We start from the raw sequence: 12,554 nt of genomic DNA, 5'->3' as shown, positions 1-12,554 counted from the left end.
GGGGAGGACCATGACCCACACACCCCTCACCGCCCCCGCCAACCCCATCACCACACTGCTGGTCGCCAACCGCGGCGAGATCGCCCGCCGGATCATCCGCACCTGCCGGACCCTGGGGGTGGCCACCGTCGCCGTGCACGCGCCCGGCGAGGAGAACGCCGCGCACGTGCACGAGGCCGACACTGCCCTGTGCCTGACCGTCCCCGAGGGGCGCGGCCCCGTGGACGCCTACCTCGACCCGCACGCCCTCGTGGCCGCCGCACGGGCGTCCGGCGCCGACGCCGTCCACCCCGGATACGGCTTCCTGTCGGAGAACGCCGCCTTCGCCCGCGCCGTCACCGACGCCGGACTGACCTGGGTGGGGCCCTCCGCCGAGGCGGTCGAGCAGATGGGGTCCAAGACCCTCGCCAAGAAGGTCGCCCGCGACGCCGGGGTGCCCGTCGCCGACGCCCTCGACCCCGCCGACGTCCGGGCCGAACACCTCCCCGTACTGGTCAAGGCGGTGTCCGGGGGCGGCGGGCGCGGCATGCGCGTGGTCCGCGACCTCGCCGGGCTCGCCGCCGGGGCCGAGGCCGCCCGCGCCGAGGCCGCCTCCGCCTTCGGCGACCCCGCCGTGTTCTGCGAGCCCTACGTGGAACGCGGCCGCCACGTGGAGGTACAGGTCCTCGCCGACCACTACGGCACCGTCTGGGCGCTGGGAGAACGCGACTGCTCGGCGCAGCGCCGCCACCAGAAGGTACTGGAGGAGGCACCCGCGCCGGGGCTGCCCGAACGGCTCCGGCAGCGGCTGCACCGCGCCGCCCGCGACCTGGCCTCGGCCATCGGCTACACCGGTGCCGGGACCGCCGAGTTCCTCGTTCCCGTCACCGGCGACGGCCTGGGCGAGCCCGTCTTCCTGGAGATGAACACCCGCCTCCAGGTCGAACACCCCGTCACCGAGTGCGTCACCGGCCTGGACCTGGTGGAGTGGCAGCTACGCATCGCCGAGGGCGAGCCCCTGCCCGCCGACGGCCCGCCCGCGCCGCGCGGCCACGCCGTCGAGGCCCGCCTGTACGCCGAGGACCCGCGCGAGGACTGGCGGCCCCGGACCGGGCTGCTGCACACCTTCGACGTGCCCGCGGCCACCGTCGGCTTCACCCCCCTGACCGGACCCGGGGTGCGCCTGGACCACGGTGTGCGGACGGGCGACACCGTCGGAACCGACTTCGACCCCATGCTCGCCAAGGTCATCGCCTACGGCCGTGACCGCCGCGACGCCCTGCGGCGCCTGTCGGCAGCCCTGGCCGGGGCCCGGCTGCACGGCGTGGGCACCAACCGCGACCTGCTCGTGCGGGCCCTGCGCCACCCCGACTTCGCCCGGGCGCACCACCGGCCCGAAGGGCTGCACACCGGCTTCCTGACCGGCGACCGCCTCACCGAACTGGCCCGGCCCCTCGCCGACGGCGACACCGAACGGCTGGCGGCGCTCGCCGCCTCCCTGGCCTCGTTCGAGGCCTCCCGGGGCGGCGGCACCCTCCCTGCCGGGATCCCCGCGGGCTGGCGCAACCTGCCCTCGGCCCCCCACCTGCGGCGCCACACCACCCCTGACGGGCGTGAGATCACCACCGCCTTCCGGTCGGTGCGCGGCGCACACCTGCCCGAGCAGGAGGGCGTCCGGGTGCTGTCCGCCACCCCCGACCGGGCGGTCCTGGAGGTGGACGGGCTGCGCCGGGCCTTCGACGTGTACCGGACCGCCCCGGACCGCCGGGGACCGCAGGGGGCCGACGGACCGGAGGTGTTCGTCGAGTCCGCACTCGGACCGGTCGCCCTGAGGGTGCTCGACCCGCTCCCCGAACCCGAGGCGACCGTCGACCCGGGTGCGCTGCCCGCGCCCATGCCGGGCACCGTCACCGCGGTGGACGTCACCGCGGGGGAGGAGGTCCGGGAGGGGCAGACCCTGCTGCGGATGGAAGCCATGAAGATGGAGCACCGCATCACCGCCCCCGCCGCCGGGACCGTCCGGGAACTCCCGGTCGCCGCGGGGGAGCGGGTCCCCGCGGGGGCTCCCCTGGCCGTACTCGACTACACCGACCCCGACAGCGGCCCCGCGCCCGTCTCCGACAGCGGCTCCGACGGCCACCACGCGGAGGCCACCCCCCACGACGAAGGGCTCGAACATTGACCGGTGCCATGACCTTCAACGAACCCCCCGAGCGTGTGGAGCTGCGGGCCGCGGTGGCGGGCCTCGCCGCCGAGTACGGCTCGGAGTACTACAGGGCCAGGGCCAGGGAGGACGCCTACCTCACCGAACTGTGGCGCGAGGCGGGCGGGCTCGGCTACCTGGGCGTCAACATCCCCGAGGAGTACGGCGGCGGTGGCGGTGGCATCGCGGACCTGGCCGCCGTCCTGGAGGAGCTCAGCGCCGCCGGGTGCCCCACCCTGATGATGGTGGTCTCACCGGCCATCTGCGGCACCGTCCTGGCCCGCTTCGGCACCCCCGAGCAGCGCCGGCGCTGGCTGCCCGGCCTGGCCACCGGCGAGTCCGTCATGGCCTTCGCCATCACCGAGCCCGACGCCGGCTCCAACGCCCACCGCATCACCACCACCGCCCGTCGGGACGGTGGCGGCTGGGTGCTCAACGGCCGCAAGACCTTCATCTCCGGGGTGGACGTCGCCGACGCCGTCCTCGTGGTCGGCCGCGTCGAGGACGAGGACACCGGGCGCCTGTCCGCCGCCCTGTTCGCGGTCCCCACCGGCACCCCCGGGTTCGAGGCCCGCCGGATCGAGATGGACATCGTCAGCCCGGACCACCAGTTCCAGCTGTTCATGGACGACGTCCGCCTGCCCGGCGACGCCCTGGTCGGCGACCCCGACGCCGGCCTCCTCCAGCTCTTCGCCGGACTCAACCCCGAACGCATCATGGCCGCGTCCCTGGCCACCGGCAGCGCCCGGCACGCCCTGGACAAGGCGGTCGCCTACGCCAAGGAGCGCACGGTGTGGCGGGACCGGCCCATCGGTACCCACCAGGGGCTGGCGCACCCGTTGGCCCAGGTGAAGATCGAGATGGAGCAGGCCCGCCTGATGACCCAGTACGCCGCGCTCCGCTACGATTCCGGCGACGACGCGGGCGCGGGCGAGGCGGCCAACATGGCCAAGTACGCCGCCGCGGAGGCGTGTGTACGGTCGGTCGACCAGGCCGTGCAGACCCTCGGCGGCAACGGTCTGGCCAGCGAGTACGGACTGGGAGCGGCGATCGCCGCCTCCCGCCTGGCCCGGATCGCCCCGGTGAGCCGGGAGATGGTCCTCAACTACGTGGCACAGCAGTCCCTCGGCCTGCCCAAGTCGTACTGACCACGGGCAGACCACAGCGGAGAAGAGGCGCGCAGTGGACACGGCATCCGACCGGGAGCCGAGACAGGAACGCAGCCGGGCCACCCGGGCCCGGCTGCTGGACGCGGCGGTGGGGTGTCTGTCCGAACGCGGGGTGGCAGGGGCCACGGTGGGCGCGGTCGCCGAGCGCGCCGGGGTGTCCCGGGGTGCCGCGCAACACCACTTCCCGACCCGTGAGGACCTGCTGCTGGCGGCGCTGCGGCACATGGTGGACAACCGCGGCGCCGACCTGCGCCGCCGGGCCGAGGCGGTCCCCGAGGGGCCCGACCGTACCGAGGCCGTGGTGCAGATGGTGGTGGACGCCTTCAACGGGACCGGCTTCAACGCCGCGCTCCAGCTGTGGGCCGGGGCCGCGAGCGACCCGGTCCTGCGCGAGAGGGTCATCCCGCTGGAGGAACAGGTGGGCCGCCAGGTGCACCGGGCGGTGGTGGAGCTGCTGGGCGCCGACGAGTCGGTCCCCGGCACCCGCGAGGCAGTTCAGGCCACCCTCGACCTCGCCCGGGGGCTGGGCCTGGCCAACCTCCTCACCGACGACCGGGCCCGCAGGCGCCGCATCGTCCGCCAGTGGGCCCGGATGCTCGACCAGGCGCTGGGAGCCGTCGGCTGAACCACCGCCCCGGGGCCCGCGCGGGCCGGTCCGTCCGCGGCTACGGGGACACCGGACCCCGGACCGCCTACCGCATTCGCGCGGTGGGCGCTTATGATCGAAAAGGTTGGGCAAAGTCCCGACCGCAGCGGTTGTTCCACAACAGTTTTCGTGCGACAGGCCTTCGGGCAGGTCGAGAGGGTCGGACAAGGCGGTGTGTCGGTGAGTGCGGATTCGGGCAGGGACATCCCCGGCCTGGCCCAACGGGCGTTGGACGCGTTCGCGGAGAGCTCCGAGCGGGGCAGGGACCGCGACGCCCTCATGGACACCGCCTTCGCGCGGCTCTTCGACCTCTACCGGGCGACCACACGGGCCGAGCGGAGCTCCCCCGCGGGGCAGAACTTCAACGCGACCCTCGCCGGACTGCTGGTGAGCGGCAACAACCCCGACCGGCTCAGCCTGTACGTGGTGCGCAGCCAGACCGCGGCCGAGAACGGTCGGCACGAGGGCTACCGCCCCGCCTGCTGGCGGCGCTCCATGCTCCAGGTCCTCGGTGACGAGTTCGTCCCCCTGCGGGACTTCCTGCGCCCGGTGGACCTGGACGCCATCCCACGCATCGACGACGCCCTGGAGGCCGTGGCCGGCGACGCCAGCCCGGCCACCGTCGAGGCGGTGCCCGCCTGGGTGCCCGAAACGCACTGGTGGTGGTGGGAACCGGCCCGCCGGCGCGGCGAGGAGGCCCCCGGCCACACCCGCACCGACAGCGGGACCCTGGACCCGGTCACCGACTGACAGGGTGCCCTGACCGCAGGGCCGTGCGGCCGACGGGCTTCACTCAGGGGGCTCGGGCAGGGAGTCGAAACCGCCCCGGCTCGGGACCAGGTGGGTCTCCCCGGGCCTGGCGGTCCCGACGGTCTCCTCCAGGTGGAGCATGAGCAGTGCGTAGGCCTCCTCCAGGCCCCCGCGCCGCCGGGTCCCGAACGCCTCCACCGCCCCCTCGGTCAGCTCCCGCAGCCGGGCGGCCAGGGCGGCCGGATCCAGGTGCAGGGTCATCGGCTGCTCCAGTTCCCGGCCCATGAAACAGCTGATCCGGATGGCGTGCTCGCCCGGCAGGACCTCCGCCCGGCTGGTGGCCCGGTAGGTGACCGGCGGGCCGGCTCCCCCCGGGTAGACGGTCACCTCCGTGCCCTCGGTCAGCTCGCCGACCAGCCGGTCCCACCACTCCCGAGCATCCATGCCCGCCATGTTCGCTCCGGTCGGGCGCGGGACGCCGGAGGCCACACGGGCAAGCACGGATCCGGTCTCAGGCCACGCCCCTGATCCGCCAGACCACCGCCGCGCCGAGCAGCGAGATCACCCCGCAGGCCGTGTACAGCACCGGGTAGCCGCCCAGGTGGACCACGATGGGCCCGGCCAGGGCGGGGGCGATCACCTGCGGGCCCGAACTGGCGATGTTGACGATCCCCAGGTCCTTGGCGCGCCCCTCGGCGGTCGGCAGCACCTCGGTGACCAGGGCGTTGTCCACGGAGAGGAAGACACCGAACCCCACACCCAGCACCACCGCGCAGACCAGCACCGACGCCCAGGTGGGGGAGAGGGCCACCATGAACGCGGGCAGGCCCATCACGACCCCGGCGAAGGAGACCATGCCGCGTCGTTTCCCGAGCCGGTCCGAGACCGCGCCCGCCACCACGGTGGTGGCCACGACCGCCGCCGTGTACACCAGGATCAGGGTGAGCAGCCCGTCCGTGGCGGAGGAACCGGGAAAGAGGTCCTCGTAGCCCACCTCGTCGCGCAGGAAGTACAGCAGGTACAGGATGAACATCGCGTTCCCGGTGCCGATGAGGAACCGGGTGAGGAAGGCCCAGGCGAAGTCCGGATGGCGGCGGGGCGAGACCCACAGCCCCCGGGCGAAGTCGCGCCAGGGCGGCCGGGCCCCGCGGGGCAGCGGCGGGTCGGGGGAGAGCAGGGCGAAGGGCAGCACACAGGCGACGGTGAGGACACCGATCAGGGTGTAGCCCGGTGCGGTCTCGGTGACGACGACGGTGACCAGCACGACCGCCGCCACCACCCCGGCCGACTGCGGGATGCCGACCCAGCCCGAAACCGCTCCGCGCTGGCTCCGCGGCACGTGGTCGGGGACGGCGGCGAGCAGGGTCGCGTTCAGGCAGGACAGCGAGGTCTGTACGAACGACCAACCCAGCAGGATCCCGGCGACGCTCTCCTGGGTGCCGAGGACCACCAGCCCGGCACCGCCGAGCACCGCCCCGGCCAGGACCCAGGGTCTGCGGCGTCCCAGCGGCCCGGTGGTGCGGTCCGAGAGCGCCCCGGCCAGCGGGGTGGCGACCATGGCCATGGCCGCGCCGATCCCGGTGACCCAGGCCAGCACCGTCTCCTTGTCCGCGGGCGAGGCCCGGCCGACCTGTTCGGGGAGCAGGACCTGGAGGGGACCGAAGAAGGCCATCCACATACCGAGGTTGGCCAGGCTGATCCCGGCCACCCATAGGGCGCGGACGTTGCGGGTGGGTTCGGCCAGGGCCGGGGGGAGGGAATCCGGGGGCGGTGGCGCCGGGGGTGTGCGCACGGGGTGACCTACCTAACATGAAGGTCACTCATGTTAGGCGGAGCCCAGGTTCCGGGGGAAGAGGGGAAAACGGGTGCGTGCCCGGTCCGGCCGGGGCCCGGGGCGGGCCCCGGCCGGACCGGAAGCGGTCACCCGGAGGGTGCCCGCCGGGTCACTCCTCCTGGCGCCGCTGCTCGGCGCCCAGGGCGATGGGTGCGGCCAGCCACTCGTCGCGCAGGCCGAAGGCGTCGACCAGCTGGACCGCGTACGGGCGCAGTCCCTGACAGAGGTCGTTCACGGCCTGGGTGACCGCCTTGGCCCGGGCGGTGGAGAGCCGCTCGTGCTCCAGGAACCAGGCCCGGTCCTCCTCGATCACCGACAGCACGTACAGGTCGCACAGGCGGTTGAGCAGTTTGGCCGTCGGCTTGTCCCCGCAGCGGTCGATGCCCGCGACGAAGGCCTCCAGCACCACCCGGTCCATGTGCGCGCGGCCCGCCGCGAGCACGTGGTCCTGGGCCTGGTTGAACACGTCGAAGGCGTCGCTGCCGTCCTTCCTGGAGCGGCGCAGGCGCCCCGCCAGGCCCTCGATGATGTGCTTCTCCCGGTCCTCCAGCAGTTCCAGCTGCCAGCCGCGGTTGTACAGGTTGGCCTCCTCGCCCCGGCCGGGGGAGGCGTCGATCAGCCGGTCGATGAGCGGGATCGCGGCAGTGCGCTCGATGACGGTCTCGAACACCTTGCCCGCCATGAACTTGGCCAGGCCCAGTTGGTCCAGGTCGCCGAAGGAGTCCTTGAAGTTGGTGAGCAGACCCTTGGTGAGCTGCTGCAACAGGACGGTGTTGTCACCCTCGAACGTGGTGAAGATGTCCGAGTCGGCCTTGAGCTGCGGGATCCGGTTCTCCGAGAGGTAGCCCGCGCCGCCGCAGGCCTCGCGGCAGGTCTGGATGGCCTCGGTGGCGTGCCAGGTCGCGACCGCCTTGAGCCCGGCGGCGCGCGACTCCAGTTCGCGCTGGGCGTGCTCGTCGCGCTCCTCGGAGCGGGACAGCTCGTGCAGGCGGGTGACCAGCTCCTCCTGGGCGAAGTGCAGCCCGTATGTGCGGGCCAGCGCGGGCAGGAGCTTGCGCTGGTGGGCGAGGTAGTCCAGGATCCGCACCTCCTGCTCGGGCTGGGAGTCGGTGGCCGGACGGGTGAACTGGCGGCGGGTGTCGGCGTAGCGGACCGCGATGGCCAGTGCGGCCTTGGTGGCGCTGCCCGCGCCCCCGGCCACGCTGATGCGGCCGCGGATGAGGGTGCCCAGCATGGTGAAGAAGCGCCGGTTGGGGTTCTCGATGGGACTGGAGTAGGTCCCGTCCGCGGCCACGTCGCCGTACCGGTTGAGCAGGTCGGTGCGGGGCACCCGCACGTCGTCGAACCACAGGCGGCCGTTGTCGACTCCGTTGAGTCCGGCCTTGGGGCCGCAGTCCTCGATGGTCACCCCGGGCATCGGCCTGCCCTTCTCGTCCCGGATGGGCACCATCAGCGCGTGCACGCCGTGCTCGACGAGTCCGCCGTCACCGTCGGGCGTGCGCAGTTGGGCGAAGACCACCGCCATGCGGCCGTCGCGGGCGGCGTTGCCGATGTAGTCCTTGCGCGCGTGCTCGTTGGGGGTGCGGACCACGAACTCCTCGGTGTCCGGGTCGTAGGTGGCGGTGGTGCCCAGGCTCTGCACGTCCGATCCGTGGCCGGTCTCGGTCATCGCGAAGCAGCCGGGCAGTTCCACGCTCATGATGTCCGGGAGGTACCGCTGGTGGTGCTCGTCGGTGCCCAGGGCCTTGACGGCACCGCCGAACAGCCCGAACTGCACGCCCATCTTGACCATGAGCGACATGTCCGCGACGAGCATCTCGAAGGCCACCACCGAGGCGCCGACGTCGTCCGCGCCGCCCACCGACTCGGGAAAGCCGTACGCGGGCATGCCGGTCCCGTTCAGCGCCATGAGCTGTTTGAGGGTGCGGGCGCGGTGCTCCTCCACGGACAGGCCGTGGACCGGGGCGAAGTCCTCGCCCCGGATGACGTCGCGGGCGCGTTCGCGCACGTTGGCCCATCGGCCGTCGAGCAGTCCGCGTAGTTCGGCCTCGTCCAGCTTCAGCGGTGTCTGTTCACTCATGATGTTCCCCCTGTGGTCGACGTTGACGCGACCTTCACGTGGTTACCACCGCGCGCGGGCGGGCGGCTGTGAACACGCCCGGGCCGCGGGTGTGAGTCCCAACCTAGGCGTTGCCCGGGTGTCGGTCCTCGGAGCGGTTTCCCGGGTGCCGGGCGGTGGCGTGTTCTCCGGCACCCGGCCCGTGCTCAGACAGCGATGCCGTGCGGGTGCAGGGGGGCGGGTCCGACGGCGGCGGGTTCGGTCGCGGAGCCGACCCGGTCCAGAAGGGCGTCCAGGGACAGGCCCAGGGTGGCGGCGACGGCCGCGACGGTGAAGAAGGCCGGGGTGGGGATGCGGCCACCCTCGATCTTGCGCAGGGTCTCCACGGAGATCCCGGAGCAGCGGGCGACGTCCACCATCGTGCGATCGGCTCGGGCCTGGCGCAGGAGCGCGCCGAGGGCACGGCCGCGTTCGATCTGCTCTTCGGTCAGCGGTTCACGAACCATGCGGCGAGTGTATCCCGCACCCTCAAAGAGCGTATAGTAATACCGGTATAATTATCTGAGTCCCGTCCTCGAAAGAGTTCCCATGGTTGAGATCAAGACCCCCGCCGAGATCGCCCTGATGCGTGAGGCCGGCCGCGTCGTCGCACACGCGCTCGCCGCAGCCCGCGAGGTCGCCGAACCCGGTCGGACCACCGCCGAGCTGGACCGCGCCGCGGCCGGGACCATCGCCGCGGCGGGCGCCGAACCCCTCTTCCTGGACTACCACCCCGCCTGGGCGCCGATGCCCTTCCCCGGCGTGACCTGCATCAGCGTCAACGACGAGATCGTGCACGGGGTCCCCGGGGAGCGGGTCCTGGCCGACGGCGACCTGGTCAGCGTCGACTGTGGCGCACGGCTGCGAGGCTGGTCCGGCGATGCCGCTATCAGCTTCGTGGTGGGCACGGCCGACCCGGCCGACCTCGCCCTGATCGCCGACACCGAGGCCGCCCTGGCCCGAGGCGTGGAGGCCGCCCGCCCGGAGAACCGTGTGGGTGACATCGGGCACGCCATCGCCACCGGGGCCCGCGCCGCCGGGTACGGTCTCACCGCAGACCACTGCGGACACGGCATCGGCCGCACCATGCACGAGGCCCCCGACGTGCCCAACGACGGCCGCCCCGGAAGAGGGTTCAAGCTCCGCCCGGGACTGGTCATCGCCATCGAACCCCAGCTCGTGCGCGGCGGCTCCGACGGCTACGCCCACGGCGACGACGGGTGGACGGTCCTCAGCGACGACGGCACCAGGGCCGCCCACTGCGAGCACACGGTCGCCGTCACCGAGGACGGCCCGGTGGTGCTCACCCTGCCCTAGCGAACCGCTCCCGGCGCCCCCGGCACCCGCCGCCGTCGTCGTCCGCATGCTTCTCGGGGTGCGGGACGGGTAGCAGGGCGGGTATGGCCATCATCTCGATCGTCGGAATCATCCTGACCGTGCTGGTCGCCTGCGACGCCGCGGTCACCGTGCTGCACCCGGACGCCGAAGGGGTGGCCGCCGTGCTCGTCCGCCGGGCGGTGTGGCACCCCATCGTGTGGTTGAGCACGCGCCTGCCCGGCCCGGGCCAGCACCTCCTCAGCCTCGCCGGACCGTTGATCCTGGTCACGACCTTCCTGGTGTGGCTGGTCTCGCTGGCGCTCGCCCTCGCGTTGGCGGTGTGGCCGATGCTGCCGGAGGAGTTCCAGATCGGTGCCGACCTCGATCCGCTCACCTTCCTCGACGCCCTCTACTTCGCGGCGGGCACGATCACGGTGCTCGGCTACGGTGAGCTCACCCCGCTCTCCACCCTCGGCCAGGTGGTGTCGGTGGTGGGGGCGGCCGTCGGCTTCACCCTGTTCACCGGCATGGCCACCTACGCCATCGAGGTCGTCAACGGGGTCGCCGCCCGCAACCGGTTCTCCCTCGCCGTCCACGACGACGTCCGTGATCGGGACGGGATCACCGTCATCGTCGCTTTGCTGGCCGAGGCCGGCGTGTCCGAGACGCGCGCGCAGTGCCGGCGCTGGGCCGAACACGTGCGGGAGGTCGAGGAGATGGTGCACCGCTACCCGCTGGTGGCCTTCACCTACCGCTCGAAGAGGGAGGAGTACGACCCCGAGACCGCACTGCGCCACCTGGAGGAGAGCACGGTGGCCGCGCTGCTCGCGGGCCGACGCGACCCGGCGCTCCTGTCGGCGGCTCAGACGCTGGACTCCGCACTGGCCCGCCTGCAGGGGACCGTCGCCGGAACCTACCTGGGCCGCAACGTGGCGCGGCGGCTGGCGGACCCCCGGCCCACCGACCAGGACCGGCGGGCCGTGCGACGGGTGGAGCGCATGCTGTCCGAACGCCTCGGCGAAGGCGACCAGCACCCGGAGCGCTCCGAGGCCGAACGGGCGGTGTGCCGCTGCCGTGTCTTCCTCGAAAACCTGCACCGCTGGTCGCACACCCGGCCCCCGGCCCATCGGTGGGACACCGGGTGAGACCGCGGGGAGGCGGCCGCGGTCCCGGCCCCGCCCGCCGCTACCGGTTTTGATCCGAGAGTGCTCCGGCCTTCGGGCCGGAGGTGAATCGGCTCTGGAAAGCCTCCCGTGTGTCCTTGGTCGGTCACGTTCTGTCCTAGCCCGCCTCTACTGTCAAAGGTATGCAGTTGCGGTACAACTTCCGTGTGTACCCGAACGCCGATCAGTGCACAGATCTGGCCCGCGCCTTCGGGTGCTCCCGTGTGGTCTACAACGACGCCCTGCGGGCGCGTGAGACCACGCGGGCGCAGGGTGAGGCCTTCCCCAAGACGGGGGAGTTGTCCACGCGGTTGATCACCCAGGCCAAGGGAACCGAGGAACGGTCCTGGCTGGGCGAGGTCTGCTCGGTGATCCTCCAGCAGTCGTTGCGCGACCTGGATACCGCGTATCGCAACTTCTTCGCCTCCCTGAAAGGTAAGCGCAAGGGTCCCAAGGTGGGTCGGCCCCGGTTCAAGTCCCGCAAGGACCACCGGCAGTCGATCCGGTTCACCGCCAACGCCCGCTGGAAGATCACCGATCAGGGCAAGCTGTGGTTGCCCAAGGTGGGTGAGGTGAAGGTGAAGTGGTCACGGGCCCTGCCCTCGGCCCCGTCCACGGTCACGGTGATCAAGGACGCCGCCGGGCGCTACTTCGCCTCGTTCGTGGTCGAGACCGATGACACACCGCTCCGGGAGAGTGCGGATGATGTGGGGATCGATCTGGGGTCGGGCCACTTCGCGGTGCTCTCTGATGGCACCAAGGTGCCCAACCCGAGGTTCCTGCGCCGTGCCGAGAAGAAGCTGAGGAAGGCCCAGAAGGACCTGTCCCGTAAACGGGAAGGGTCGAACAACCGGGCCAGGGCACGGGTGAAGGTCGCCCGCGCCCATGCGAGGGTGGCCGATGCCCGCCGTGAGTTCCACCATCAGCTTTCCACCACGATCATTCGCGAGAATCAAGCGGTGTTCGTGGAGGAGTTGTGTGTGAAGGGGCTCGGGCGCACCCGGTTGGCCAAGAGTGTGCACGACGCCGGGTGGTCGGCGTTCGTGGGCATGCTGGAGTACAAGGCGCAACGGTACGGGCGCACCTTTGTCAAGGTGGGCCGGTTCCTGCCGTCGTCGCAGACCTGCTCGGTGTGCTGGGTGGTCGACGGGCCCAAACCTCTCCATGTGCGTACCTGGACGTGTTCTGGGTGCGCGACGGTCCATGACCGGGATGTGAATGCGTCTCGGGTGGTGCTCGCCGCTGGACGGAAACTCGCCAGAGAGCGGGAAGCGGAGAACTGAAACGCCGGGCCCCCGCTGTGCGATCATGCCGAGCTTGCGAGGCAACGCACAGTAGGGGCGGGAGGTTGGGTAGGACCACCACCCTTCCGGGTGGGGCGCCGGCCAGCGAAAC

Annotated in this window: 11 protein-coding genes; 7 read left to right on the top strand and 4 right to left on the bottom strand. The window is 72.4% G+C overall.

The window, feature by feature from the left end:
- Nucleotides 1-10 precede the first annotated feature (10 nt).
- The 4 genes from ACUKCB_RS12590 (at nt 11) to ACUKCB_RS12575 (ending at nt 4,747) form a co-directional block, all read left to right on the top strand.
- Nucleotides 11-2,161, top strand: a complete 2,151-nt coding sequence (locus ACUKCB_RS12590; protein WP_473040683.1) for an ATP-binding protein — start codon at nt 11-13, stop codon at nt 2,159-2,161.
- An 8-nt stretch (nt 2,162-2,169) separates the two neighbouring features.
- On the top strand, nt 2,170-3,330 hold the full coding sequence (locus ACUKCB_RS12585) for an acyl-CoA dehydrogenase family protein (RefSeq protein WP_473040682.1): 1,161 nt from the start codon (nt 2,170-2,172) through the stop codon (nt 3,328-3,330).
- 34 nt (nt 3,331-3,364) lie between these two features.
- Nucleotides 3,365-3,976, top strand: coding sequence for a TetR/AcrR family transcriptional regulator (locus ACUKCB_RS12580; RefSeq protein WP_473040681.1), 612 nt, complete (start codon nt 3,365-3,367; stop codon nt 3,974-3,976).
- 195 nt (nt 3,977-4,171) lie between these two features.
- Entirely contained in the window at nt 4,172-4,747 is a 576-nt protein-coding gene (locus tag ACUKCB_RS12575) for a hypothetical protein (RefSeq protein ID WP_473040988.1), read from the top strand.
- Nucleotides 4,748-4,786: 39 nt separating this feature from the next.
- Here the strand turns inward: ACUKCB_RS12575 and ACUKCB_RS12570 are convergent, their stop codons facing one another.
- From ACUKCB_RS12570 to ACUKCB_RS12555, 4 genes are all read right to left on the bottom strand, one after another.
- Nucleotides 4,787-5,191 (bottom strand): hypothetical protein, encoded by a 405-nt coding sequence (locus tag ACUKCB_RS12570; RefSeq protein ID WP_473040680.1) that lies wholly within the window; start codon nt 5,189-5,191, stop codon nt 4,787-4,789.
- A gap of 67 nt (nt 5,192-5,258) precedes the next feature.
- Nucleotides 5,259-6,539: an MFS transporter gene (locus ACUKCB_RS12565; protein WP_473040679.1), complete on the bottom strand. Its 1,281-nt coding sequence runs from the start codon at nt 6,537-6,539 to the stop codon at nt 5,259-5,261.
- 151 nt (nt 6,540-6,690) lie between these two features.
- Nucleotides 6,691-8,661, bottom strand: a complete 1,971-nt coding sequence (locus ACUKCB_RS12560; protein ID WP_473040678.1) for an acyl-CoA dehydrogenase family protein — start codon at nt 8,659-8,661, stop codon at nt 6,691-6,693.
- A 185-nt stretch (nt 8,662-8,846) separates the two neighbouring features.
- A complete protein-coding gene (locus ACUKCB_RS12555; protein ID WP_473040677.1) occupies nt 8,847-9,146 on the bottom strand; it encodes a helix-turn-helix domain-containing protein in 300 nt (99 codons plus the stop codon).
- An 82-nt stretch (nt 9,147-9,228) separates the two neighbouring features.
- Between ACUKCB_RS12555 and map the strand changes: the two genes are divergently transcribed.
- From map to ACUKCB_RS12540, 3 genes are all read left to right on the top strand, one after another.
- Nucleotides 9,229-9,996, top strand: coding sequence for a type I methionyl aminopeptidase (gene map, locus ACUKCB_RS12550; protein WP_473040676.1), 768 nt, complete (start codon nt 9,229-9,231; stop codon nt 9,994-9,996).
- An 83-nt stretch (nt 9,997-10,079) separates the two neighbouring features.
- Nucleotides 10,080-11,141 carry a potassium channel family protein gene (locus ACUKCB_RS12545; protein ID WP_473040675.1) on the top strand — a complete coding sequence of 354 codons (1,062 nt, stop codon included), beginning with the start codon at nt 10,080-10,082 and terminating at the stop codon, nt 11,139-11,141.
- Nucleotides 11,142-11,302: 161 nt separating this feature from the next.
- On the top strand, nt 11,303-12,442 hold the full coding sequence (locus ACUKCB_RS12540) for an RNA-guided endonuclease InsQ/TnpB family protein (protein WP_473040674.1): 1,140 nt from the start codon (nt 11,303-11,305) through the stop codon (nt 12,440-12,442).
- The last annotated feature ends 112 nt before the right edge of the window (nt 12,443-12,554 follow it).

This window comes from Nocardiopsis moroccensis (genome assembly GCF_055763695.1).
Note: the sequence above shows the minus strand (reverse complement) of the source record. Positions and strands in the feature narration are given on the sequence as shown.

Excerpts from the sequence above, each read along its gene's own strand:
- ACUKCB_RS12540 (WP_473040674.1), top strand. The coding sequence starts at position 11,303 with ATGCAGTTGCGGTACAACTTCCGTGTGTACCCGAACGCCGATCAGTGC.
- ACUKCB_RS12555 (WP_473040677.1), bottom strand. The coding sequence starts at position 9,146 with ATGGTTCGTGAACCGCTGACCGAAGAGCAGATCGAACGCGGCCGTGCC.
- ACUKCB_RS12545 (WP_473040675.1), top strand. The coding sequence starts at position 10,080 with ATGGCCATCATCTCGATCGTCGGAATCATCCTGACCGTGCTGGTCGCC.
- ACUKCB_RS12560 (WP_473040678.1), bottom strand. The coding sequence starts at position 8,661 with ATGAGTGAACAGACACCGCTGAAGCTGGACGAGGCCGAACTACGCGGA.
- ACUKCB_RS12585 (WP_473040682.1), top strand. The coding sequence starts at position 2,170 with ATGACCTTCAACGAACCCCCCGAGCGTGTGGAGCTGCGGGCCGCGGTG.
- ACUKCB_RS12570 (WP_473040680.1), bottom strand. The coding sequence starts at position 5,191 with ATGGATGCTCGGGAGTGGTGGGACCGGCTGGTCGGCGAGCTGACCGAG.
- ACUKCB_RS12590 (WP_473040683.1), top strand. The coding sequence starts at position 11 with ATGACCCACACACCCCTCACCGCCCCCGCCAACCCCATCACCACACTG.
- map (WP_473040676.1), top strand. The coding sequence starts at position 9,229 with ATGGTTGAGATCAAGACCCCCGCCGAGATCGCCCTGATGCGTGAGGCC.